Origin of the sequence: Microbacterium sp. NPDC060117 (assembly GCF_042729315.1) — a bacterium.
GTDB lineage: Bacteria > Actinomycetota > Actinomycetes > Actinomycetales > Microbacteriaceae > Microbacterium.
On the sequence record NZ_JBHWXR010000001.1, the window covers coordinates 100,235 to 123,781 of the forward strand.

Genomic DNA, 23,547 nt, shown 5'->3' on the forward strand with positions numbered 1-23,547 from the left:
GCTGAGGCGGCGGATCGCGCCCGTCAGCGCGGGGCGTGATGCTTCTGCTGGGCGGCGAGCAGACCGTCCTCGACCAGCTGCTCCACGGCGTCCGCCGCATCGGCGATGAGGATCGGCAGGTTCGGCCGCTCGGTCGCGCCGAACGGCGAGAGCACCCAGTCCGCGGGGTCCTGGCGTCCCGGAGGGCGACCGATCCCGACCCGCACCCGCGGGAAGTCGGGCGTGGTCAGCACCCGCGCGACGTCGCGGATGCCGTTGTGCCCGCCGTGCCCGCCGCCGACCTTGAGCTTGATCGTGTCGAACGGGATGTCCAGCTCGTCGTGGACCAGCACGATCCGCTCGGGATCGACCGAGTAGAACCGCGCGAGCGCACCGACCGGGGCACCGGAAACGTTCATGAAGCTGTTCGGCTTCGCGAGCACGAGCTTGTCGCCGCCCGGGCGCACCCAGGTCTCCACGACCCTGGCTCCCCCCTTGTGCTCGCGGAACGTCTCACCGCGGCGGGTCGCGAGCTCGTCGACGACCATCTGCCCGACATTGTGCCGGGTCGCCGCGTACTTCGCGCCGGGATTGCCGAGCCCGACTACGAGCCATGTCTGCGCCATGCGTCCATCCTCCCGGAGAGAAAGAAGAGAAGGGGGCGCGATCGAATCGCGCCCCCTTCTCGGAGTTCTAGAACCTGCGGATCACTCCGACTTGGACTCGACCGCGTCCGCCTCGAGAGCGTCGCCCTCGGCCTCGGCGAGGGAGTCGGCGACGACCTGTGCGGAGACGGCCACGATGAGCAGCTCCGGGTCGGCGACCAGCGTGACGCCCTTGGGCAGCTTCACGTCGGCGGCAGTGATGTGCGCACCCTCTTCGAGACCCTCGACGGAGACCTCGACGTGCTCGGGGATGTGGGTGGCCTCGGCCTCGACGGCGAGGTGCGTGTTCTCCAGCTGCACGATCGTGCCGGCGAAGGCCTCGCCCACGACGACGACGGGGAGCTCGATCGAGACCTTCTCGCCCTTCTTCACGACGAGCAGGTCGATGTGCTCGATGATCTGGTGCACCGGGTCCTTCTGGACATCCTTGACCAGCGCCAGCTCGGCGCGACCCTCGATGTCGAGCTCGAGCAGCGCGTTCGCACGACGGATGAGCAGGCCGACCTGGTGGCCGGGCAGGGCGACGTGCACCGGGTCGGTGCCGTGGCCGTAGATGACGGCGGGGATCTGGCCGGCGGCGCGCAGACGGCGGGCGAAGCCCTTGCCGAAGCTGGAGCGGAGCTCCGCGACGACCTTGTTGTCTTCAGTCATGATGTTCTCCTTGTTCACACGCTGCACGAAGGCTGCGCGGGGGTCTGGGTGCGTCGTCTCGACACGACGGAAGGAGAGCCAGAGCTCGCCGCGTCGATCACGGATGTACGCGCACGCGCGCCATCCCTCGCCGAGGACCACCCCATGCTACCCGAGTTCGGCGCATTCTTCTGACGGTAGGCTGTACGGCATGACCGATGGTGCATTCCTCTCCGAAGCGCTCGCCTGGCTGATCGGCCTGATGGCCGTGGGCGCGACGGTGCTCTGCTTCGGCGCGCTGTTCTCGCTCGGCCGCTCCGGCTACCGCAAGGACTGACGAACCACACGAAGAACCGCGCCGCCCATCCGGACGACGCGGTTCTTCTCGTGTGCGGCGCGAGTCACCCCACGCCGAGATAGGCCTCCTTGACGGCCGGATCGGCGAGCAGCTCCTTGCCGGTCCCGGTGCGGGTAATCGCCCCGGTCTCCAGCACGAAGGCGCGGTGCGCGCGGGCGAGCGCCTGGTTCGCGTTCTGCTCCACCAGCAGAACGGTCGTGCCCTGTGCGTTGATCTCGGTGATGATCTTGAAGATCTGCCGGATGAACTGCGGCGCGAGACCCATCGAGGGCTCGTCCAGCAGCAGCACGCGCGGCTGGGACATCAGCGCACGGCCGATGGCGAGCATCTGCTGCTCGCCGCCGGACATCGTGCCTCCCAGCTGCTTCTTGCGCTCGTCCAGCCGTGGGAACAGCGAGAACACGCGCTCATAGGACTCGGCGACGCCCGACTTGTTCTTCAGGCCGAAGGTGCCCATGTCGAGGTTCTCCAGCACCGTCATGCCGGGGAAGATCCCGCGGCCCTCCGGCGACTGCGAGATCCCCTTGACGACGCGCAGGTGCGCCTTCATCTTGGTGATGTCCTCGCCGTCGAACGTGATGGATCCCGAGGACGGCTGCAGCAGTCCCGAGATCGTGCGCATGGTCGTGGTCTTGCCCGCGCCGTTCGCACCGATCAGCGAGACGATCTCGCCCTCGTCGACCGAGAAGGAGATGTCGTGGATCGCCTTGATCCGTCCGTAGTGGACCGAGACGTCCTTCAGTTCAAGCAACGTCATCTTCGGGCACTCCCAGGTAGGCGGCGATCACACGGGGATCGTTGCGGATGGCGGCGGGCAGGTCGTCGGCGATCTTCTTGCCGAACTCGAGCACCACGATGCGGTCGGTGACGCCCATCACGAGCTTCATGTCGTGCTCGATGAGCAGCACCGTGTAGCCCTCGTCGCGGATGGACCGGATCAGGGCCATCAGGTCCTCCTTCTCGGCCGGGTTGAAGCCGGCGGCCGGCTCATCCAGGCAGAGGAGCTTCGGATCCGTTCCGAGCGCGCGGGCGATCTCGAGGCGACGCTGGGACCCGTAGGACAGATCCCGTGACCGCTTCTGCGCATGCTGCGCGATCCCGACGAAGTCGAGCAAGGCCATCGCCCGGTCCACCGACGACTTCTCCTCGCGCACGTGCCTCGGCAGCCGCAGCAGCGCTCCCGGCACCGAGGTGCGGTGCCGCGCGTCCAGCCCGACGACGACGTTCTCCAGCGCGGTCATCTCGCCGAAGAGGCGGATGTTCTGGAAGGTGCGCGCGAAGCCCAGACGTGTGATCTGGTGCTGCTTGCGCCCCTTGACCGACTGTCCTTCCAGCAGCACGTCGCCGCTGGTGGGCTTGTAGACGCCGGTCATCGCATTGAAGCACGTCGTCTTGCCGGCGCCGTTCGGTCCGATCAGGCCGAGGATCTCGCCTCGCTTGATGTCGAAGGACACGTCGTCCAGGGCCGTGAGACCGCCGAAGCGGATGGTGAGGTTCTTCACCTCGACCAGCTTCTCGCCGACCTCGACCTCGATCTCGCGCTCGGACTCCGCACCCTCGACGAGCGGCGGATCCTCTCCCGGCACGATGTCGGACTGTGCACCCTCGGGCACCTCGACGGATGCCGCATCGTCCGTGACGATCTCCTCTCCAGGCGCGTCGGCCGGAACCCGGTTCTCGCTCGCATCGGTCATGACGCACCTCCCTCGGTGCTCGGCGTCGACGTTCGCGGCGGCTCCGCCCGGGGCGGTTTCGGCGGCGCCACCCAGTCGAGCGCCTTGCGCGAGTACGCCATGAGGCGCATCTTCGCGGGGATGAGGCCCTGCGAACGGTAGATCATCAGGATCACCAGGGCGACGCCGAAGATGAGGTACTTGTACTCGGCGATCGCGGTGAAGCGCAGCGGGATGTACGCGACGATCGCCCCGCCCAGGATCGCACCGACCTTGTTGCCCGTGCCGCCGAGGACGACCGCGGCGAGGAACAGGATCGAGGTCTGCACGTCGAACTTCTGGTTGTTCACGAAGCCGATCTGGCCGGCCATCAGCGCGCCGGAGAGGCCGCCGACGCTCGCGCCGATCGCGAACGCCCACACCTTGTACTTGAAGGTGGGCACGCCCATCGTCTCCGCGGCATCCTCGTCCTCGCGGATCGCGATGAACGCACGGCCGACGCGCGAGCGCTCCAGGTTGCCCACCAGGAGCAGCACGATGATCAGGATGGTGATGGTCAGCCAGTACCAGGGCATGCCGTTCGAGTTGGAGAAGATCGGCACCCCGGAGGCGGTCTCCCCCGGCGGGCGGCCGATGTTCTGGAAGCCGACCTGCCCCTTCATCGCCGGGATGATCGTCGCGAGGATCCGCACGATCTCACCGAAGCCGAGAGTCACGATCGCGAGGTAGTCGCCGCGCAGCCGGAGCGTGGGAACGCCCAGCACGACGCCGAAGATCATCGCGACGATCATGGCCGCCGGCAGGGTCCACAGGTAGGGGATCTTCAGGTACGGCGAATCGGGGCTGGTGAACATCGCCGCGGTGTACTGGCCGACGGCGAAGAACGCGACGTAGCCGAGATCCAGCAGTCCCGCGTAGCCGACGACGACGTTCAGCCCGACCGCGACGAGCGCGTAGACCGCCATCGAGAACAGTGCGATCGACCAGTTGTTGCCCGGCGAGGTGCTGAGCGGGAAGAAGTCCAGGAACGGCAGCGCGTACGCGATCGCGACCACGGGCAGCATCCACGCCCACTGCATGGGACGCGACATCTCGTTCCAACGCTCGCGGAGCCCGCGGAACGGACCGCGACGCACCGTCGCGATCGACTCGGTCTCGATCACCTCGCGGGCTGCCTCGGCCGTGGGCAGCGGGCGGGGACCATCGGATGAGGTGCTCATGCCTTGCTCCTTCCGAGCGTGGTGCCCAGGATGCCGGTCGGGCGGACCAGCAGCACGAGCACGAGGATGACGAAGGCCACGACGTCGGCCCACTGGGCGTCCCCGAGGAGGATCTGCCCGTAGTTGCCCACGATGCCCAGCAGGATGCCGCCGAGCAGCGCGCCCCGGACGTTGCCGATGCCGCCGAGGACCGCGGCCGCGAAAGCCTTGACGCCGAGGATGAACCCTCCGTTGTAGATGACGCCCGAAGGCACCAGCATCACGTAGAACAGGGCGGCGGCTCCGGCGAGGAGGCCGCCGATGATGAACGTGATCACGATGGTGCGCTCCTTCGAGACGCCCATCAGGGTCGCGGTGTCCGGATCCTGCGCGACGGCGCGGATTCCGCGTCCGGTGCGGCTGCGACGGATGAACATGTCCGTTCCGACCATGAGCAGGATGGCGGCGACCACGATGATGATCTGCTGGTTCGTGATGATCGTGCCGAAGACGTCGAAGATCGGCTCCGGGATGAACATCGTCACCGCGGGTTGCGCGTTCGCCCCGCCGATGAACGGCAGGAAGATGAGGTACTGGATCGCGAACGAGACGCCGATGGCGGTGATGAGGAACGCGAGCCTCGGGGCATTGCGTTTGCGCAGCGGTCTGTACGCCACGCGTTCCACGAGGAAGGCGGTGACCGCCGAGGCGAGCATGCCGACCACGAGCGCCAACAGCAGATCCATGATGATCTCGAGCGGGCCGATCGTCGGGGCGCTCGGGCCGAAGCCGAGAGTGGTCAGGGTCACGACCACGCCGTACGCGCCCACGATGAAGACCTCGGAGTGGGCGAAGTTGATGAGGCTGAGCACGCCGTAGACGAGCGTGTAGCCGACAGCGATGAGGCCGTAGACGGCCCCGAAGGTCAGGCCGTCGAACGTCGCGCTCCAGAAGTTCTGGAAGAGGGCGTTGACGTCGAAGTTGATCCAGGAGTTGTCCGCGTGCACGACGGACAGGGCGAGGAGATCCAGCATTCGGGTTCGCTTCCACAAGGGGGCCGGCGCATCGTCGCGCCGGGAAGGAGCAGGGAAGAGAGCCCCGCGACGCGGTTCGCGCGTCGCGGGGCTCGTGGATCACTTGCCGATCTGGCCGACGTACACGATCTTTCCGTTGTCGACCTTGTAGCCGTAGACCGCCGGGGCCTGCAGCTCACCGGTCGCATCCCACTTGTAGTGCTTGCTCAGTCCGTCCTTGTCGTAGTTCTTCACCCAGTCCTTGAGGTCGGCGCGGGTCTGCTTGCCCGCGTCGATGCCGGCCAGCAGCACGGTGGTCGCGTCGTAGCCCTCGATCGAGTAGGTGCCGGGAGCCGCGTTGGACGCCGCCTGGTACTGCTTCGCGAAGTCGGTCAGCAGCTCGCCCGGGATGCACGGGCAGGTGAAGTACGCGTTCTTCGACGCGTCACCGGCGAGCTTGATGAACTGGTCGTCCTTCACACCGTCGGGACCGACGAACGCGCCCTTGTAGCCCTTGGAGACGAGCTGCTGGTCGAACGGCGCACCCTCGGCGTAGTAGCCGGCGTAGTAGACGGCGTCGGGCTTCGCGTTCATGATCTTCGAGATCGTGGCCGAGAAGTCCTTCTGGCCCGTGGTCACCTTGTCCGTGCCCACCAGCGCCGAGCCGAGCGCATCGCTGGTCGCGGTGCCGAGGCCGATGCCGTAGTCGGAGTCGTCCTGCACCAGGTAGACCTTCTTGGCCTTCAGCGTGTCGGTGACGAACTTCGCCGCCGCGGGACCCTGCTGCGAGTCGTTGCCGAGGGCGCGGAAGAAGGTGGTCCAGCCGTTCTTCGTCAGGCCGGGGTTGGTGGCCGACGGCGTCAGGTGCACGAGACCCTGCTGCTCGAAGATGTTGCCGGTCGCCTTGGACTCGCCCGAGAACGGCAGGCCGATGACGCCGACGATGTCGGCCTCGCCGACGGCCTGGGTCACAGGTCCGGTCGCCTTGTCCGGGGTTCCCTCGGTGTCGAACTTCTTGAACTGCACCTGGCAGTCGGGGTTCGCCTTGTTGTGCTGGTCGATGGCGAGCTGCACGCCGTTGAAGATGTTGATGCCGAGCTGGGCGTTCGCGCCGGTCTCCGCACCGATGTAGGCGATCGTGGTCGTCGCGGCGCACTTGCCCTTGCCGTCGCCCGCGGGAAGGACCGCGTCCTTCGGGGTGTCGACCGAGGTGACGGTCGGAACGTCGATCCCGCCTCCTCCGCTCGTGGAGCTCGGGCTGCCGGCCTTGTTGGCACAGCCTGCGAGCAGGAGCAGTGCCGCAACTGCTGCGACGCCCGCGGTGAGGGCCTTCTTTCGCATCATTGTGATTGCCTTCCGATTCGGGTCCACCGACCGCCCCTTTGCGAACGTCGATGTCATCAAGGTGTGGTGAGCGTACCTCGGTGTACGCGCTCCGCGCACGACATTAGTCCGACACCGTCCAGTTTTCGTCCGATAACGCGGAACGTCTGCCCGGATCGTTACACGCCGGACACGCGACCGTCACCTGCGTGCAACCCGGCCGCCTGTCACTCACCTCGTGGTCGCGGGCGGCGGTCCGTCGCGCATCAGCCGGGCGCGCCGGCGCGCGCGAGGGCGCAGACGCACAGCCCTGCGCCCTCCCGCAACAGCGATACCCTGAGACCATCCCCCAACGGACACACGAGGAGATCACCGTGCCCACTGCCGCTGCCAACATCGGAGTCGTCGGACTCGCCGTCATGGGCTCGAACCTCGCCCGCAACCTCGCGAGCCGCGAGGGCAACACCGTGGCGATCTTCAACCGCAGCTACGAGAAGACGCAGGGCGTGCTGGATGCGCACCCCGAGGCGGGCTTCATCCCCGCCGCCACCTACCAGGACTTCGCCGACGCGCTGCAGAAGCCGCGCACCGCGATCATCATGGTCAAGGCCGGTGCGGGCACGGATGCGGTGATCGATGAGCTCGTCAAGGTGTTCGAGCCCGGCGACATCATCGTGGACGGCGGCAACGCCTACTTCCCCGACACGATCCGCCGCGAGAAGGCGGTGCGCTCCACCGGGATCAACTTCGTCGGCGCGGGCATCTCCGGCGGCGAGGAGGGCGCGCTCACCGGACCGTCGATCATGCCGGGCGGATCCGACGAGTCCTGGGTGACGCTGGGGCCGATCCTGCGCTCCATCGCCGCGATCGCCGAGGGCGAGCCCTGCGTGACGCACGTGGGCCACGACGGCGCAGGACACTTCGTGAAGATGGTGCACAACGGCATCGAGTACGCCGACATGCAGCTCATCGCCGAAGCGTACGACCTGATCCGTCGCGGCACCGGCAAGACCCCGGCCGAGATCGCCGAGATCTTCGCCGAGTGGAACAAGGGCGAGCTGGAGTCGTACCTCATCGAGATCACCGCCGAGGTGCTCCGCCAGGTCGACGCCTCCACAGGCAAGCCCCTCGTCGACGTCATCCTCGACCAGGCCGGCGCCAAGGGCACCGGCGCCTGGACCGTGCAGACCGCGCTGTCGCTGGGCGTGCCGGTCTCCGGCATCGCCGAGGCCACGTTCGCACGCTCGCTGTCGTCGCACCCCGAGCAGCGCGCCGTCGCCGGAGCCCTGCCCGGCCCCGACGAGGAGTTCGTCGTGACGGATGAGGCCGCGTTCATCGAGGACGTCCGCCTCGCGCTGTACGCGTCGAAGATCGTCGCGTACTCGCAGGGCTTCGACGAGATCCGCGCGGGTGCGGCCGAGTACGGCTGGAACATCGACCTCGGCGCGATCAGCAAGATCTGGCGCGGCGGCTGCATCATCCGCGCGCAGTTCCTGAACCGGATCGCCGACGCCTACGCGGAGACCCCGGATCTGCCCGTCCTGATGACCGCTCCGTACTTCGCCGAGGCGTTCGCCCGGGCACAGGCCGCCTGGCGCCGCGTCGTCGTCTCCGCCGCGCAGGCCGGCATCCCCTCGCCCGCGTTCTCCTCCTCGCTGTCGTACTACGACGGGATCCGTGCCGACCGCCTCCCCGCCGCGCTCGTGCAGGGCCAGCGCGACTTCTTCGGCGCGCACACCTACAAGCGCATCGACAAGCCCGGCACCTTCCACACCCAGTGGTCCGGCGACCGCACCGAGATCGAGGCCGTCGACACCCACTGACGCGGTTCCACAGACGGGTCGTCCCCGTCAGCGCGCCCTCAGGGGTCCGCTGGCGGGGACGACTCGCAGATAGCGGGGCTTGCGCCGGGCTGGCGCGCCCTCAGAGGCGAGCCGTGGCGCGCCGGAACGCCGCGGCGCGCACGGCGAGGGCCGCGAGGTCGCCGCCATGCGTCGCGGCATCGCCGAGGAGCGGCCCTCCGACGCCGACCGCGAACGCACCGGCCTCGAGGTACTCCCCCACCGTCCCGACGGACACTCCGCCCACTGGGATGATCCGCGCATCCGGCAGGGGCTCCCGGACGGCGCGGAGGAATCCGGCTCCGAGTCCCGAGGCCGGGAACAGTTTGACGGCGGCGGCGCCCAGATCCAGACCGCGCTGGATCTCGGTGGGCGAGTAGACGCCGGGGAGCACGCCGATGCCCTCGCGGATCGCGTACGCGACCGACTCGCTCAGCGTCGGCGTGACCATGAACTGCGCACCGGCCGACAGCGCTCTGTCGACGTCTGCCGGGGTGAGAGCCGTCCCCGCGCCGATCATCGCGCCGGCGGGGGCGTCCTGGACGACCTGCGCGATCGCCTCCTCCGCTCCGTTCAGGGTGAGCGCGATCTCCAGCGTCAGCACCCCGGCATCGAGCAGCGCCATCGCGGCCGCGACCGTGGCATCGACCTCGCTGCCACGGAGAATCGCGATGAGCCTGCTCTCGCCGAGGCGCTCCTGCAGGCGGGCGTTGTCCACGATGCTCACGAGTCGCTCCTGCCGGCCGACGCGTCGCGGTGACGGCCCAGCGGGATCGCTCCACCCCACGGCAGCGCGGGCGCACCGCCGACCTCGACCCGCACGCCCAGGATCGCACCGTCCGCGGCGGCGGGACGCGGCAGTCCGATACTCGCTGTCGTGATCACCAGCAGGCCGTCGACGAGCGCGACCGCGGTCGGCCTCGTCGCGGGGAGCGGGATCGTCTCGTCGAGCGTCCCGTCAGGCGAGTAGCGGCGGACCTCGCCCGCATCCCAGACCGCGACCCAGAGCATCCCCTCGTCGTCGATCGCCATGCCGTCCGGGTTGCCTCCGCCGACGGCGCACACGGTGCGCCGGTGCGACAGCCGTCCATCCGGCGCCACGTCGAACGCCTCGATGCTGCGGTGCGGAAGAGTGTCGATGTAGTACATCGTGGATCCGGTGCGGTCGAAGACGATGCCGTTGGACACCGTGACCCCGCTGAGGCGTTCGACTGCGACCCCGTACTCGTCGATGCTCCACAGGGCGCTGTGCGGATCCCGCGGCATCGACTGGCTTCCCACCCAGAAGCACCCTGAGGGATCGCAGACCCCATCGTTCATGTAGTCGCCCGGTGCGGCGAGATCCGTGACGACGGGGGTGATGCCGCCCTCATCGGCCACGTGGACCACCCCGCGCTCCGCGGCGACGATCCACCCCGCCCCCGCCTCGACGAGGGGCGCCGGCGCGCCGATCTTCGCCCCGACGACGACCGACACACCGGGAACCAGTCGTCCGTCCTCGATCCGCCCCCGGTGAAACCGACCGGTCGCCATGTCGATCCAGCCGAGGCTGCCGTCACGGCCGTCCCAGCGCGGCGACTCCGCCTGCACGTATCTCTCGTCGGAGATGATCTCGACGGTTCGTGAGCGACCCGAGCGCGACATGCTTGCCCTCTTTCACTGGTAGGCGATAACCGTTATGTGGCAGACTATCTCACAATATGCATACCTCTTGCGCGAAATGCGATCCGATGATGAAGCGGGGAACCTGCCGATGACTTCCACCCTCCACGGCTTGATGCCGATCCTGGCGACGCCGTTCGATGAGACGGGCGCGCTCGATCGCGCCGGCCTTCGGCGACTGGTCGAGTTCGAGCTCGCCTCCGGCGTCGACGGCGTGGCCGTGTTCGGGATGGCGAGCGAGGGCTTCGCGCTGACGACGGAGGAACGACGCGCGATCCTCGACGATGTGACCTCGGTCGTCGGCGGACGCGTTCCCGTCGTGGCCGGCGTCAACGGCACCTCGACGGCGACGTCGATCGAACAGGCACAGCTCGCCGAAGAGGGCGGCGCCGATGCGCTCATGGTGCTTCCCCCGTTCATGGTGAAGCCGGCGGCGACCACGCTCGTCGACTTCTACGGCGAGGTCGCCGGATCCACCTCCCTCTCGGTCATGGTGCAGGACGCCCCCGGCGTCACGGGCGTCGCCATGACGCCGGCGCTCATCGCAGAGCTCGCCCGCCTCGAGGGCGTCGACTCCGTCAAAGTCGAGGCGCCGCCGACCGCACCCAAGGTCGGGGCCGTCATCGACGCGCTCGGCGGGGCCGACTTCGCCGTGCTCGGAGGCCAGAACGCGCAGTTCTGCCTGGAGGAGTACGCGCGCGGCGCCATCGGCACGATGCCCGCCTGCGAATTCCCCGATCTGCTCGGCCCGGTGCTGGCCGATTTCGTCGCGGGGCGCGTCGAAGAGGCGCGCGCGGGCTTCCGTCGTATGCTCCCTCTCGTGCTGATCGGGCTGCAGGGCGGCATCGCGTGGGCGGTGCACAAGGAGGTGCTCGTGGCGCGCGGGATCATCGAGCACGCGACCGTCCGCTACCCGGCGGCCCGCCTCGACGCCGGCAGCCGTGCCGCGGTGCATCTCGTCCTCGAGGAGCTCGCCCTTCCTCCGCTGCCGGCCGCGGTGCGCGCGTGATCAGACGTGTGCTGCTGATCGGCGGCGGCTCCGACATCGGCATCGCGATCGCCCGCGCCTTCGCGGAGCGCGGCGACGCCGTGGTCGGCGTCGGGCTGGAACCGACCGTCGATCCGGCGTTCGCGAGCTATCTCGTCGCCGACTGCAGTCGGGCTGAGGGCGCCGAACAGGCCGTCTCGAATGCGACGGAGGCGCTCGGCGGCATCGACGTCGTCGTTCTCGCAGCTGCGCGCATGCCGATCGGCCGCGCCGAGGCGACGAGCGACGAGGATTGGCGCGGGGCACTCGGGGCGACCCTCGACTCGGCGTTCTTCGTCGCCCGAGCCGCCTTGCCGCTGCTCGCGCGCGGCTCGTCGATCGTGGCGGTCACCTCGGTCAATGCCACACTCGCAGCGCCCTCCCTGCCCGCGTATGCGGCGGCCAAGGCAGGTGTCGAGGCCCTCATGCGGCAGCTCGCGCTGGACTACGGCCCCCGCGGGATCCGTGTCAATGCGGTGCAGCCCGGGAGCATCTCCGCGATCGACACCGGTGAGACCGAGGGCTACCCGCTGGGCCGGATCGGACGCCCGGAGGAGGTCGCATCCGTCGTCGCCTTTCTCGCCTCGGAGGGCGCCTCCTTCATCACCGGCGCGACGATCCCGGTCGACGGGGGGCTCTCGATGGCCTCCCCCGCCGCGTGGCTGAAGCCGGTGTTGCGCGACCGCTGGCTCTGACCCCCTGACCGAACAGGAATGCCGCGCCGGAGATCCTCCGGCGCGGCATTCGTGTTCGAGACTCAGGAGTTAGCGTCGAGCAGCCCCTGCACCTCCTTCTTCAGGGCGTTGAGACCCGCCTGGACATCCACCTGACCGGCGAGGATGGTCGCGACGCCGCCGCCGATCGCCGCGTCGATCTGCGCCGTCACGGCGACACGGTCCCAGGCAGCAGCCCGCGCGTGCTCCGACACCTGGGTGCGGAACGTCCCCTGGAACTTGTCCGCGGCGAGCGCGGGGATCTTGTCCGCGACGCTCTTCGCCGCCGGTGCCACGGCGGAGCGCTCGTAGAGGGCCGTCGCCGCCGCGACATCGGTCGCCGCGTAGGTGATGAACTCGCGGCTCGTCACCTCGCCCTCGCCGGCCGTCGCGAACAGGCCGCTGCCCCAGGCACGGTTGTACGACTTCTTGCCGTCGACCGTGGGGCGCGAGATCGCGCTGACGTTGTCGACGATGTTCTGCGCTGCGCCGTTCTTCTTGAGGAAGGTCGGCACGAGCGGGGCGTCGTCGTACAGAGCCGCCCGTCCGCTGGCGAAGAGGATGCGGGCGTCGCTGCGCGCGACGTTGGTCTGCGTGAGTCCCGCATCCATGAGGGACTTGTACCAGGTGATGGCCTTGACGCTCGCCGCGTCGCCGATGGTGCATTTCAGGTCGTCCGTGACGACCTCGCTTCCGAAGCCCCACATCCAGTGCACGGCGTCCTTCAGGTCGGGGTTCTTCGTGACGGCCGCGTACGGGATCAGCGCAGAGTCCTGCGCCTTGATCTTCTCGAGCGCCGTCGCGAACTGCTCGACGGTCATGCCGGACTTGATGCCGACGCTCTTGGCGATCTCGCCGTTCGTGGCGATGCCGATGCCCGATGCGGTGAGGGGCAGCACGAGCAGCTTGCCGTCCTTCGTGTAGGAGTCGAGGACGCCCTGGGGGATCCCGAGCCCCTTCGCCAGGTCTGTCAGATCCGCGAGCAGGTCCATCGGCGTGAGCACCTGCCATCCGCCCGACTGGCCGACGCCGAGCAGTTTGCCGGAGCGACCGGTGAGCGCCAACTGGGTGGCGGCCTGGTCGTACGGGTAGATCACCGGTGCGACGGTCACTCCCGCGTCTTTGGAGAATCCGTCGATGATCCCCTGCCAGGCGGGCTTGAGCGCCTCCTCCCCGAGCGAGTTGCCGTAGAAGTTGATGGTCTTGGCCTTGGTCGCGGCGTTGGCCGTGGCGCCGGGCGGCGTCGCGGCCGGCGTCGCGCAGCCGGCGAGCGCGAGGACGCCGAAGGCGGCCAGGGCGGTGCCGCCGCCGAGGAAGGCGCGACGACTCAACTGCGAGTTCGGGATGTTCATGGGCACAGCTCCTTCAGGGACAGTTCGGGAATCGAGGTGTATCGGGACAAGCCACTAGCCCTTCACCGCACCGGCGGCGAGGCCGGAGACGAAGTAGCGCTGGAGGACGACGAAGATGATGACGAGCGGGAGCGAGGTGATCAGCGAGGCCGCCATGAGCGCCGGCCAATCCGCTGTGCCCTCGTGGATGAACGCCTGGGTGAGCCCGGCCGGCAGCGTCTGCTTGTCTGGGCCGGCGAGGGTGAGCGCGAACAGGAGGTCGCTCCACCCGCGCATGAAGGCGAACATCGCCGCGGTGATGAGCCCCGGTACGACGAGCGGGAAGACGATCCGGAACACCGTGGCCGTCCGGGAGAGCCCGTCGACCTTCGCGGCCTCGAGGATGTCGTCCGGCAGGCCGTCCATGATCCCCTTGAGCAGGAAGACCGTGAGCGGCAGCGTGAACGTCGTGAACGAGATGATCAGGGCCGCGTAGGTGTAGAGCAGGCCCGCCGAGCTCAGCATCAGGTACAGCGAGATGAGCAGCAGCGCGCCGGGGATCAGCTGGCCGATGAGGAACATGAACATGATCGCGTTGCGTCCGCGATAGCGGAACTTCGAGAGCGAGTAGGCCATCAGCCCGCCGACGAGCACGGCGAGCAGTGCGGTTCCGCTCGACACGATCACGCTGTTGCCGAGGTTCTTCAGCAGGGCGTCGTTCTGGAAGAACCCGACGAAGTTCTCGATCGTCGGATCCACGGGGAAGAACGGGCGGTTCTGCGCGAACACGTCCTCCTTCTTCGTGAACGCCGTCGCCGTGAGCCAGTACACCGGCAGCAGGCCGAACAGAGCCAGCAGGATGAGCGCGAGACGCCCGGGGATGGACAGATGAGGGCGGATGATGCCCTCGCCGACGTCGCGATTGCGGCGCATCATTTCTCCAGTCGACGGTTGAGGAGCAGGTATCCGCTCGAGATGATCGCGAGCAGGACGAGCCACAGCGCGCCCATCGCAGAGGCCTTGCCGAGCTCATAGCTGCCGAACGCGAGGTGGTAGAGACTCACGGCGAGGGTCGTGGTCGAATTGCCCGGCCCGCCACCGGTCATGACGAAGATCGTGTCGAAGTTGCCGAAGTTGTAGATGAACTCGAGCACCGTGACGAGCGTGACCGGCCCGGCGATGTGCGGCAGCGAGATGTACCGGAAGCGCTGGGCGCGGGTCGCGCCGTCGATCGTCGCCGCCTCGATCTGCTCGCTGGGCAGGGTTTGGAGCACGGCGAGCGCCACGACCATGATCCAGGGGAAGGAGTGCCAGGTCTTGGCGATGACGACCGCGGCCATCGCTCCCACCGGGTTCCCGAGCATGCTGATCGGCGGCTGACCGAGGATCTCCAGGACGTGGTTCACGACGCCGTAGCTGTCGTTGAAGATCCATGCCCAGAGGAAGGACACGACGACGCCCGGCAGCAGCCAGGGCAGCATCAACGCGCCGCGGAGGATCGTACGGCCGCGCATCCGGGCGTTCAGCAGCATCGCCAGCGCGACGCCGAGGACCAGCGGGAAGACCGTGGAGAGCGAGGCGAAGACGAGCGTGGTGCCGAGCCTCGCCACGAACTCGTCCCAGATCAGTCCGTAGTTGTCGAGGCCGACGAACGTGCGCTCAGGGCGCAGCAGGGATTGGTTGTAGAGGCTGGTGCCGATGCTCGAGACGAGCGGGAAGATCGCGATCACGAGGAACAGCAGGACCGCGGGGAGTGCGATCATGAAACCGAAGGTGCGGTCCTTCGCGCCCAGCGTGGAACGGCGTCCCGAGCGCGGAGCGGGGACCTGCTCGCGGATCTCTGGCCGCTCGAGGGTGGCTTGTGGCATGGCATTCACTTTCCGGGTGGGGAAGGCCCGTGGGCCCCTGCACGCCGTCGTCGCAGTCGTCGGCGATGACGTGCAGTCAGTCAACCACATTGCGGATGCGAAATCCACAAAATGCATAAGGCACCCACATTTGCCTTGCCTGGCGCCAATACTCTCATTAGGATGACTGGCGACGGCTTCGCAGATGCGGCGGCCGCAGGAGGAGGAGTCGCAATGGCATCGGAATCGGTGGGTGGCACGCAGACCGTGGAGCGGGCGATGTCCCTGCTCGCCTGCTTCACCGAGGAGTCGGGTGAACTCCGGGTCTCCGAGCTCTGCACGCTGACCGGGCTCGGACAGTCCACCGTCTCCCGCATGATGTCGGCGCTCGACCGGATGAAGTTCGTCGTCCAGGACAGCCGGACGGGCCTCTACCGGCTCGGGCCGGCGGCCGTCGCCCTCGGCACGATCGCGCTCAACGGCTCGCCGATCTTCCGCGCATCGCGGCAGATCGCGCAGAACCTCGCCCGTCGCATCGAGATCGGTGTGAACGTCGCCGAGCTCAGTGGCTTCACCTTCACCTATCTCTGCAACTTCGAGGGCGCGCTCGCGCCCAAGTCGTTCGCCATGGCAGGACGCACCGGACCGCTGCACGCCACCGGCCTCGGCAAGGCCCTGCTCACCGGCATGACCTCCGAGAAGGTCGACGAATACTTCGAGCACTCCCCCCAGCGCTTCACCCCGCACACGATCGTCGATCGCGACGCCATGCAGGTCGCGCTCGACGAGAGCCGCAGCCGCGGATACGCGACCGAGATCGAGGAGCTCGCCTTCGGACGCGCGTGCATCGCGGCGCCGATCCACAACAGGGCGGGCGAGATCGTCGCCGCGCTCTCGGCGAGCGGCCCCCTCTCCGTGCTCGACCTGCACGCCCCCCACCAGGAGCTCGCCCTGCAGCTCATCGAGGCGGCGGACGAGGTCTCGGTGGCCCTCGGTTACAGTCCCTCCCGCTCGGCGAGCGCCTTCGCAGCGCTCTGATCCCGCTGCCGCGTTCCGATCGCGGCGCCCTGAAGCTCATCGCCGCGGCAGACGCCGTCGGCCTCCTCCGCCACGACTGTCTTCGGAGACCCTTGTGAAGATCACCCGCGTCCAGACGTTCCCCCTCTTCCTGTCGCGAGAGGATGCCGACGACTCCTATGCCGGCGACACGGGCGTGGCTCATCGCGGCTACGTCATCCGACCGCCGTGGCGGAGCCTGTACTCCCCCGGCTACGAGACGCTTCTCGTCAAGATCGAGACGGACGAGGGGCTGGTCGGCTGGGGCGAGGCCCTGGCCCCCGTCGCCCCCGAGGTCGTCGCGGCCGTGGTCGATCACCTGCTCGCCCCGCTCATCCTCGGAGAGGACCCGAGATCCGTGCGGACGCTCTGGCAGCGAATGACCGAGTCGATGCGCGAGCGCGGGCACCTCACCGGGCACCAGGCGGACGCCATGGCGGCGGTCGACATCGCGCTCTGGGACCTCTGGGGACACGCGACGGGCCTGTCCGTCTCCGAGCTCGCGGGTGGCCGTTTCGCGGAGATCCTGCCGACGTATGTCTCCGGGATACGCGGGAATGACGATGCGGAGCGGGTCGACAAGGCGACGGCCTTCGTGGAGGCGGGCGTGCGGCGCATCAAGCTGCATCTCGGCACCGACATCGGCACCGACCTCGCCACTTATGACGCGATCCGCGCCGTGCATCCCGAGCTCGAGCTCGCGCTGGACGCGCACTGGACCTACCGGCTCGGCGAGGCGAAGGCCCTGGGGCGCGAGCTCGATGACCGCAGGGCCTGGTTCTTCGAGGCACCCCTGGCGCCGGAGGACGTCGAGGGCCACCGCGATCTGGCCGCGTCACTGGCCACGCCGATCGCGATCGGCGAGGCGATGCGGAGCCGCTTCGAGTTCACCGACTGGCTCGCCCGCCGGGCTGTCGGCCTGACGCAACCCGACATCGGCCGCACGGGCATCACCGAGGGACTCGCCATCGCCGCGGTCGCCGACGCGTTCCACGCGCAGGTCGCACCCCACCATTCCGCCGCCTTCGGCATCGCCATGGCCGCGGGAGTGCACGTCGCGGCGAGCGCCACCTCGCTGCTCGCCTTCGAGTACCAGCCGTTCACGCTGCCCGTGGCCAACCTCATCCTGAGCACCCCACTCGAGGTGCGACCCGACGGAGGATTCATCGTCCCCACCGGCCCCGGACTCGGCGTCACGGTGGACGAGGCGGCCGTCGCACAGTTCGTCCGGCGCTGATCGCACAGCGCCCGCAAGAGGGGGTGGACCGGAGCCGTGCTCCGGTCCACCCCCTCTTCGTCAGTCGCCGACCCGCACGAACTGCGCGGCGCTCACCCGGTGGATGCTCGTGTTGCGGACTTCGAGCCGCACGACGCCGGGAGCGCCCGCGTCGTACCGGAATGTGCCCAGCGCCCGCCAGGCAGCCGCCCCCTGGGTCTGGTCCACGATCACCTCGCTGCTGCCGCCCTGGTGCTCGACGACGTAGGCCGCGGACGTGGTGGTCGTCGGATTCGTCGGGTACCACACCGAGACGCGGTAGAGACCCGGCTGAGGAAGGTCCGCCTTCCAGGTCACCGTGCTGCCGACGGAGCCGGAGTCGCTGTACCGCGTGCGCGTCCCGTTCCAGCCGGAGAGACCGCTCGGATACCACTGCCCGGTCTCCAGGTATCCGGGCCAGGGAGACTGCGTGTGCACGATCACGCCTTCGTCGGCCATTCGCACCAGGACGCCGCGGCGCAGGCTCTGATCCAGCCTCGCCTCGAACCGGGTGCTCGATCCCGGAGCGATGCCCGCCCCTGCCGTCACGGTCCAGGTGTGCGTCAGGTCCGAGCGTGGCGGCACCACGACGGCCGCGTCCCGCTGATCGATGGTCCAGCCGGTCGCGCCGTAGAGGGCGAGCGTGCCCTGGAGCGGGGTGACTCCGGTGTTGATGACCAGAGCGGTCAGCTTCACCGTGGCCCCGGGACCAGCGGCGACGTCGGTGTCGGTCGCGAGGGAGACGAGGCGACGGCGATCGATCACCTCGATCGACGCGGGCCTCAACGTGACAGGCGTCGCCCCCGGCGCCGACAGGGATCCGGCGACCTGGACCTCTCCGAGCGGGGCGGACGCCCCGATCACGACGGCGGCCTCCACCCGGACCGTCGCGTGCGCCGGAGCCGTGATCGTCGGCACCGTGCCGTCCGGCTGCCACCCGCCCGGCAGGGTCAGCGCGACGCTGCCGGCGATCGGCTGCGCCGTCCCGTTGCGCACCTCGATGATCAGCGGGACCCTGTCGCCGGCCGTGCCCGTGGCCTGGGCCACCACGTCGCCGGAGACGCCGGCTCCGGAGCCCGCGCCGCCGAGCCGAGCCGGCAGGCGCAGCGTGACCTCGTCGGTGGTGGATCCGCCGGCCGAGACCGTATAGGCGAACGCCTTCGAGGGATCGTCCACGGGGATCGTCCACTCGTAGGGATACTCCTTGGCGGGAGCCTGCTGGGAGGCCTGCCCGCCGATCCGGTAGGAGAGTGTCGCCTGCTGCTCCGTGTCGATCTGCACGTACGCGTCGTACCCCTGCCCGCCGGGACGCACCAGGAGCATCCCGCGGACCAGTCCATAATCTGTCGCCGGATCGGCATCGACCTCGCGGAAGCTGTCCGGACCGTGGTCGACGATGTCGTCGAACGGCAGCTCCGGCCGCGCCACCGCCACGTCCCGGACGACCAGGGCGAGCAGTCCATGCCCTGGCACGGTGACCGCGATCCGGCCGTCGACCGCCGTCTGGGAGGAGCGGGTGCCGTCCGCCGCGACCACCTCGACCGTGGGCGCGGCGGTGCGCGGCAGTCCCGTCAACTCACCGGCGAGGTCGACGACAGCCTGCTGGGCATCGGACGCGGAGTTCGTCAGGCTGATGTAGAGCGCGCCGTTGCCGACGCCGGCGATCCAGTTGATCAGCGGGTTGTCCAGCGCGATCAAGCCCGCCGGGAAGTAGGGCCACACCCCGGTCTCGCCGAAGAACGAGCCGGGCGCATGCCCGTACGCGAAGAACTTGAAGTAGGCGAAATCTGCCTCGAACACGTGCGGGAATTCGATGCTTCCGGAGCTGCGGTAGAAGCTCTCACTGATCAGATAGTCCATGGCCAGGCCGAGCTGCGCCGGGGCGTGGTGGAAGTAGTACCCGGTGATCCCGACGGGGCCGCTCGTGGCGAAGTCCGGTTTCATCTGCGCGACCTGGAACTGCCGGCCGTAGTAGCCGGGATACGTCGTGAACCTGCCGATCACCATGTTGTGCGCGACGTCGGCGAGCAGCGCGTCGCCGGTGTGGTGGGCGAGCCGCAGCAGTGCTCCGGCCCAGCACGGGTTGAACACATACCCGCCGCCGGGATCGGTCACGGCGCTCACCCCGAGCTTGAACGAGGAGAGCGCTTCGAAGGTGAGACCGGAGGGCGAGACGTACCAGGCCGGGACGGTCTCGGTCGCGACGCCCGTGACGGGGTACGGCGGCAGCGATGAGCGGGACTCCCAGTCGTACTGCTGCGTGATCACGTGGTCCACGGGGACCGTGACCGTCTGATCCGGAACGGGTCGCACGGCGGTCTGGGTGATGAACCGCTGCACCTCGCGGTGCGCTCCCTCCAGGAAGACCGCCTCACCCGTGACCTCGAACAGTTCGAGCAGGTCGACCCAGTACTTGGAGAAGCTGTAGGCGAAGCCGCCGGGCGGCTGGCCGTTGCCGCGGTAGGGCGTGAGGATCTGCTCCTGCACGTAGCGGTGGCCGATCAGACTCGCCTCCGCCAGGTACGCCGGATCTCCGGTGGCCCGGTAGGTCGCGAGCGGAACGGCGAAGGGGGCGCGGCTCTGCCCGACGACGCCGGACTTCGTGGCCTGCACCGCGAGCCGCTGGATCCCGGCGTTGCGCCCATGGGTGAGCTGGTAGAGGGCCGTCAGGTTCACCGCGTCGGTGGGGATGCGGCCGAGCCGGTACTGCGTCTTGTCGTTGTAGACCGGACTGCCGATCATGGGCGTGTGCCCGATCCCCTTGCGCGACAGCTGGTACTCGATCAGCGGGCGGGCTCGCCGGTCGTACAGGGTGCCGCCGGTCTTGCCGGTGAGATAGTGCGCGGAGAGCACCACCCCGCTCGCGGCCGTGCGGACCGCATCCTCGTTCTCCACGTCGACGAAGCCCTTGGCGCGGTTCCACCAGCCGGAGAAGGACGGGATGTAGTCCACCGAGTCGTCCCCGGCGGGCTCGACGGCGATCAGCTCGGCCATCGCGTGCACGGCGTCGGTCAACGATCGCTCGTAGACGTTGCGCCGATACGCCGTCAGCCCGTATTCGCCGCGACACAGCTGGGAGTACGCGGCGTACAGAGTGTCCGCCTGCGCGGCCACCCCGAACGCGAAACCGCGCTCCTCCCCCACAGCCATCGCGGTGCGCAGGCCCGGCTGCGGCGAGTACATGCACGGGACCAGGTCGAGGCTGTCATTGCGCAGGCTCATGCCGTACGGCTGGCGGTCCGACATGAGCTGCCGCTCGTGCACGAACTCCGCGACCTCGGAAGGCAGGTAGACACCGGACGTGACGGGGACGCCGCTCACGGCGTACTGGGCGAGCGCCATCGGGGCGAAGAGCTCCCAGGCTCCGAGCGGGGCGGACCCGTCGAGGACGGAGAGCGCGTGCTGGTACGTCCCGCAGAGCACTTCGTCGAGATCGTCGAGCGATCGGGCATCCTGACTCTGATAGCCGACGATGTAGTCCCCGGCATTCTTCGCCGTCAGCACATGGTGGGCCTCCGGGTTGTCGCCCTCGAGACGCCAGCGCACCACGAGCTCGACGTCGTCGGTGCTGGTGCGCAGCTCGATCGCCTGCGAGCCGAGGACCTGGAACGAGGTGAAGCCGAGCCAGCTCGGCGCCAGCGGCCCGTAGAGCTCCGGCGCGCTGCCGGAGGGCAGCGAGCCCTTCAGCACCACCCATTGCTCGTCGAAGCGGTGCGCCGCGTCCGTCACGGCGAGCCATCCGCCGTCGTGCGCGACCTCGAGATCGCGCACGATCGTCGCCCCTCCGTCCCACGTGGCCTGGAAGAACGTCATCCGGTGGTTCGTGCCGACCAGCTGCGCGACCTGCGTCATCGCCAGGTTCGGCTTGTCCAGCCGGCGCAGCGCATCCGCGTAGGCGCCGGTCGCGGTGGGGAGCTCGGTGGCCGCGGCCGAGCCTCCGGCGGTCTGTGCGCCGAGGACCGGCGGGAGCACGCCCGCGATCACCAGCATGCGCAGCACGGATCGCCGACTCCACTGCAGGGAGCCCTCGTCATCTCTCGCATTCTTCCTTGCAATCATGATGCATATATTGCAATCCGTATGCGATGATGTCAATGGATCCTCCTGCAGGCGGCCGAACGCTGTCTGCGCGGCAGGATCGAGGAGGCGCGGAACCGGTGAGGAGTCAGTCGTTGTCCAACGGAACACCCGAAGAACTGACCGAGTACTCGCTCGGAGCACTGCTCGTACCCCCGCCGCATCTCCCCGAGCCGGACGACTTCGACCGGTTCTGGCAGTCGACCTTCGAGGAGTTCGGCACCGGCTCGGTCGCGTGGCGGACCGTTCGTGATCTGCAGGCCACGCCGACCCATCGTCTGACGGAGATCCGCTTCGAATCCTCCGCGGACGAGCAGGCCGCCGCGTTCGTCATGGTGCCGCACACGATGACCGCCATCCGGCGCGGGCTCGTGATCGGGCACGGCTATGGCGGACGCACAGGTCCCGATGCCGAGCGCGTGCCCGCGGACACGGTCGCGGTCTTCCCCTGCGCACCGGGAACCGGCCCGGATGCGCCGAGCCGCTTCCCGGCGCTCCCCGCGGAGCACGTGCTGGCAGGCATCGCCCACAGGGACAGCTACTCGCTCCGTTTCGCCGCCGCGGACATCTGGCGTGCGGCGACGGTGCTGCTGGACATCGCCGCGGACGCCGCGGACGCCCTCGATTTCAGCGGCAGCAGCTTCGGCGGCGGGATCGGTGCGATGGCGCTCCCCTGGGACGCGCGCTTCCGCCGTGCGGCGCTGGACGTGCCCAGCTTCGGAGCGCACGCGATCAGGCTCACCCGGCACTGCACCGGGAGTGGAGAGGCCGTCCGGACGCATCTGCGCACGCACCCCGAGGCACGTTCCACGCTCGACTACCACGACGCGGCGACCGCGGCACGACGCCTTCGCATACCGGTGCACGTCGGCGCCGCGGTGCTCGACCCCGCAGTCGATCCGCGCGGACAGTTCGCGGTCTACCACGCGCTCGCCGAGCCGCGGCGGCTGTCGGTGCGGGCCAACGGTCACATCGACGGCCCGGAGGGCCGGCTCGCGGACGCCCTGGCCCTGCAGGCGGCGATCGACTTCCTGGCACTGCCCGCCGACCGACTGCGGGACGGGGTGAACGCCGCGCCTGCCTGAGCCCCGTGATGCGCAGCTCGCTCCCACCGACGCGTCGTCCTCGTCAGCGTGCCCTCCGGGACGCGCTGACGAGGACGACTCGCAGAGGGAAGGTCACACCTCGGTCAGGCGACCGTTCTTGAGGCGCAGGCGGCGGTGCGCGCGTTGGGCGACCGCCGAGTCGTGCGTGACCACGATGAGGGTCAGCCCGTCCGCGCAGAGCGACTCGAGCAGCACGAGGATCTCATCGCGCATCTCCTCGTCGAGGTTCCCGGTCGGCTCGTCGGCGAGCAGCACACGCGGCTTCTTCACGATCGCGCGGGCGATCGCGACGCGCTGCTGCTGACCTCCGCTGAGCTCGCCGGGCAGGTGATCGCCACGGTCTGCCAGGCCGACGTGGGCAAGCGCCTCGTCCACGCGGGTGCGCCGCTCCTCGGCCGGGATCTTGAGCGGCACGAGCGCCATCGCCACGTTCTGGATCGCCGTGAGCGTGGGGATGAGGTTGAAGCCCTGGAACACGAACCCGATCTCTTCGCCGCGCAGCCGGCCGAGCTCCCGGTTCGAGGCGGTGGACAGCTCGGTGCCACCCAGCACGAGCGACCCGCCGGAGGGGCGATCCAGTGCGCCGAGCAGTTGCAGCAGGGTGGACTTCCCCCCGCCCGTGGGGCCCTGAATGGTGACGAACTCCCCTGCCCGGATCTCGGCAGTCGCGCCGGCCAGCGCCGTGACCTTCCGGCCCTTCGTCTGGTAAGTGCGCGTGACGTCGGTCAGCCGGTACAGCGCCGGCGGCTCGGTCTCGATGATGCTCATGTTGTCGTCTCTCCTGGTAGGGGT

The 23,547-nt window shown here is 69.0% G+C and carries 21 protein-coding genes; 7 read left to right on the forward strand and 14 right to left on the reverse strand.

Annotated features, from left to right (window positions below; all coding sequences use genetic code 11):
• Positions 1–23: 23 nt before the first annotated feature.
• On the reverse strand, positions 24–605 hold the full coding sequence (pth, locus tag ACFWCK_RS00420) for an aminoacyl-tRNA hydrolase (protein ID WP_233310529.1): 582 nt from the start codon (positions 603–605) through the stop codon (positions 24–26).
• Between the two features lie 81 nt (positions 606–686).
• Positions 687–1,295 (reverse strand): 50S ribosomal protein L25/general stress protein Ctc, encoded by a 609-nt coding sequence (locus tag ACFWCK_RS00425; RefSeq protein WP_378804051.1) that lies wholly within the window; start codon positions 1,293–1,295, stop codon positions 687–689.
• Between the two features lie 190 nt (positions 1,296–1,485).
• On the opposite strand from ACFWCK_RS00425, the gene ACFWCK_RS00430 reads away from it, so the two are divergent.
• Complete coding sequence (locus ACFWCK_RS00430; RefSeq protein ID WP_258955456.1) at positions 1,486–1,611, forward strand: hypothetical protein; 126 nt, start codon at positions 1,486–1,488, stop codon at positions 1,609–1,611.
• A 64-nt stretch (positions 1,612–1,675) separates the two neighbouring features.
• Here the strand turns inward: ACFWCK_RS00430 and ACFWCK_RS00435 are convergent, their stop codons facing one another.
• The 5 genes from ACFWCK_RS00435 to ACFWCK_RS00455 all read right to left on the reverse strand — a co-directional run bounded on the left by ACFWCK_RS00435 (position 1,676) and on the right by ACFWCK_RS00455 (position 6,861).
• Entirely contained in the window at positions 1,676–2,383 is a 708-nt protein-coding gene (locus ACFWCK_RS00435) for an ABC transporter ATP-binding protein (RefSeq protein ID WP_374107813.1), read from the reverse strand.
• Positions 2,376–3,326, reverse strand: coding sequence for an ABC transporter ATP-binding protein (locus ACFWCK_RS00440; protein ID WP_378804052.1), 951 nt, complete (start codon positions 3,324–3,326; stop codon positions 2,376–2,378). Before ACFWCK_RS00440 ends, ACFWCK_RS00435 begins: the two co-directional genes overlap by 8 nt.
• A complete protein-coding gene (locus ACFWCK_RS00445; RefSeq protein ID WP_374107810.1) occupies positions 3,323–4,525 on the reverse strand; it encodes a branched-chain amino acid ABC transporter permease in 1,203 nt (400 codons plus the stop codon). Before ACFWCK_RS00445 ends, ACFWCK_RS00440 begins: the two co-directional genes overlap by 4 nt.
• The gene (locus tag ACFWCK_RS00450; protein ID WP_378804053.1) at positions 4,522–5,538 is read right to left on the reverse strand and encodes a branched-chain amino acid ABC transporter permease; all 1,017 of its coding nucleotides are present in this window, start codon (positions 5,536–5,538) and stop codon (positions 4,522–4,524) included. The genes ACFWCK_RS00445 and ACFWCK_RS00450 overlap by 4 nt, the downstream gene beginning before the upstream one ends.
• A gap of 99 nt (positions 5,539–5,637) precedes the next feature.
• Positions 5,638–6,861 (reverse strand): branched-chain amino acid ABC transporter substrate-binding protein, encoded by a 1,224-nt coding sequence (locus ACFWCK_RS00455; RefSeq protein ID WP_233310524.1) that lies wholly within the window; start codon positions 6,859–6,861, stop codon positions 5,638–5,640.
• A gap of 353 nt (positions 6,862–7,214) precedes the next feature.
• Here ACFWCK_RS00455 and gndA point away from each other — a divergent pair, with 353 nt between their 5' ends.
• Positions 7,215–8,663: an NADP-dependent phosphogluconate dehydrogenase gene (gene gndA / locus ACFWCK_RS00460; RefSeq protein ID WP_378804054.1), complete on the forward strand. Its 1,449-nt coding sequence runs from the start codon at positions 7,215–7,217 to the stop codon at positions 8,661–8,663.
• A 100-nt stretch (positions 8,664–8,763) separates the two neighbouring features.
• On the opposite strand, the gene ACFWCK_RS00465 is transcribed toward gndA, so the two are convergent.
• Positions 8,764–9,408 carry a bifunctional 4-hydroxy-2-oxoglutarate aldolase/2-dehydro-3-deoxy-phosphogluconate aldolase gene (locus ACFWCK_RS00465; RefSeq protein WP_378804055.1) on the reverse strand — a complete coding sequence of 215 codons (645 nt, stop codon included), beginning with the start codon at positions 9,406–9,408 and terminating at the stop codon, positions 8,764–8,766.
• A complete protein-coding gene (locus tag ACFWCK_RS00470; RefSeq protein ID WP_378804056.1) occupies positions 9,405–10,325 on the reverse strand; it encodes an SMP-30/gluconolactonase/LRE family protein in 921 nt (306 codons plus the stop codon). Before ACFWCK_RS00470 ends, ACFWCK_RS00465 begins: the two co-directional genes overlap by 4 nt.
• A gap of 109 nt (positions 10,326–10,434) precedes the next feature.
• Between ACFWCK_RS00470 and ACFWCK_RS00475 the strand changes: the two genes are divergently transcribed.
• Together ACFWCK_RS00475 and ACFWCK_RS00480 are read left to right on the forward strand one after the other, a co-directional pair.
• Positions 10,435–11,352 carry a dihydrodipicolinate synthase family protein gene (locus ACFWCK_RS00475; protein ID WP_378804057.1) on the forward strand — a complete coding sequence of 306 codons (918 nt, stop codon included), beginning with the start codon at positions 10,435–10,437 and terminating at the stop codon, positions 11,350–11,352.
• On the forward strand, positions 11,349–12,065 hold the full coding sequence (locus tag ACFWCK_RS00480; RefSeq protein ID WP_378804058.1) for an SDR family NAD(P)-dependent oxidoreductase: 717 nt from the start codon (positions 11,349–11,351) through the stop codon (positions 12,063–12,065). The genes ACFWCK_RS00475 and ACFWCK_RS00480 overlap by 4 nt, the downstream gene beginning before the upstream one ends.
• Positions 12,066–12,127: 62 nt before the next feature.
• Here ACFWCK_RS00480 and ACFWCK_RS00485 read toward each other — a convergent pair whose 3' ends face one another.
• The 3 genes from ACFWCK_RS00485 to ACFWCK_RS00495 are packed head-to-tail and all read right to left on the reverse strand — an operon-like array spanning position 12,128 to position 15,282.
• Positions 12,128–13,435: an ABC transporter substrate-binding protein gene (locus ACFWCK_RS00485; RefSeq protein ID WP_233310518.1), complete on the reverse strand. Its 1,308-nt coding sequence runs from the start codon at positions 13,433–13,435 to the stop codon at positions 12,128–12,130.
• Between the two features lie 54 nt (positions 13,436–13,489).
• Entirely contained in the window at positions 13,490–14,350 is an 861-nt protein-coding gene (locus tag ACFWCK_RS00490) for a carbohydrate ABC transporter permease (RefSeq protein WP_233310517.1), read from the reverse strand.
• Entirely contained in the window at positions 14,347–15,282 is a 936-nt protein-coding gene (locus ACFWCK_RS00495) for a carbohydrate ABC transporter permease (protein ID WP_378804059.1), read from the reverse strand. The genes ACFWCK_RS00490 and ACFWCK_RS00495 overlap by 4 nt, the downstream gene beginning before the upstream one ends.
• 213 nt (positions 15,283–15,495) lie before the next feature.
• On the opposite strand from ACFWCK_RS00495, the gene ACFWCK_RS00500 reads away from it, so the two are divergent.
• Together ACFWCK_RS00500 and ACFWCK_RS00505 are read left to right on the forward strand one after the other, a co-directional pair.
• The gene (locus tag ACFWCK_RS00500; RefSeq protein ID WP_233310515.1) at positions 15,496–16,299 is read left to right on the forward strand and encodes an IclR family transcriptional regulator; all 804 of its coding nucleotides are present in this window, start codon (positions 15,496–15,498) and stop codon (positions 16,297–16,299) included.
• Between the two features lie 94 nt (positions 16,300–16,393).
• The gene (locus ACFWCK_RS00505) at positions 16,394–17,554 is read left to right on the forward strand and encodes a mandelate racemase/muconate lactonizing enzyme family protein (protein ID WP_378804061.1); all 1,161 of its coding nucleotides are present in this window, start codon (positions 16,394–16,396) and stop codon (positions 17,552–17,554) included.
• Positions 17,555–17,614: 60 nt separating this feature from the next.
• On the opposite strand, the gene ACFWCK_RS00510 is transcribed toward ACFWCK_RS00505, so the two are convergent.
• A complete protein-coding gene (locus ACFWCK_RS00510) occupies positions 17,615–21,631 on the reverse strand; it encodes a hypothetical protein (RefSeq protein ID WP_378804062.1) in 4,017 nt (1,338 codons plus the stop codon).
• A gap of 113 nt (positions 21,632–21,744) precedes the next feature.
• On the opposite strand from ACFWCK_RS00510, the gene ACFWCK_RS00515 reads away from it, so the two are divergent.
• A complete protein-coding gene (locus ACFWCK_RS00515; RefSeq protein ID WP_378804063.1) occupies positions 21,745–22,734 on the forward strand; it encodes an acetylxylan esterase in 990 nt (329 codons plus the stop codon).
• A 93-nt stretch (positions 22,735–22,827) separates the two neighbouring features.
• Here ACFWCK_RS00515 and ACFWCK_RS00520 read toward each other — a convergent pair whose 3' ends face one another.
• Positions 22,828–23,523, reverse strand: a complete 696-nt coding sequence (locus ACFWCK_RS00520) for an ABC transporter ATP-binding protein (protein ID WP_378804064.1) — start codon at positions 23,521–23,523, stop codon at positions 22,828–22,830.
• Positions 23,524–23,547: the final 24 nt, after the last annotated feature.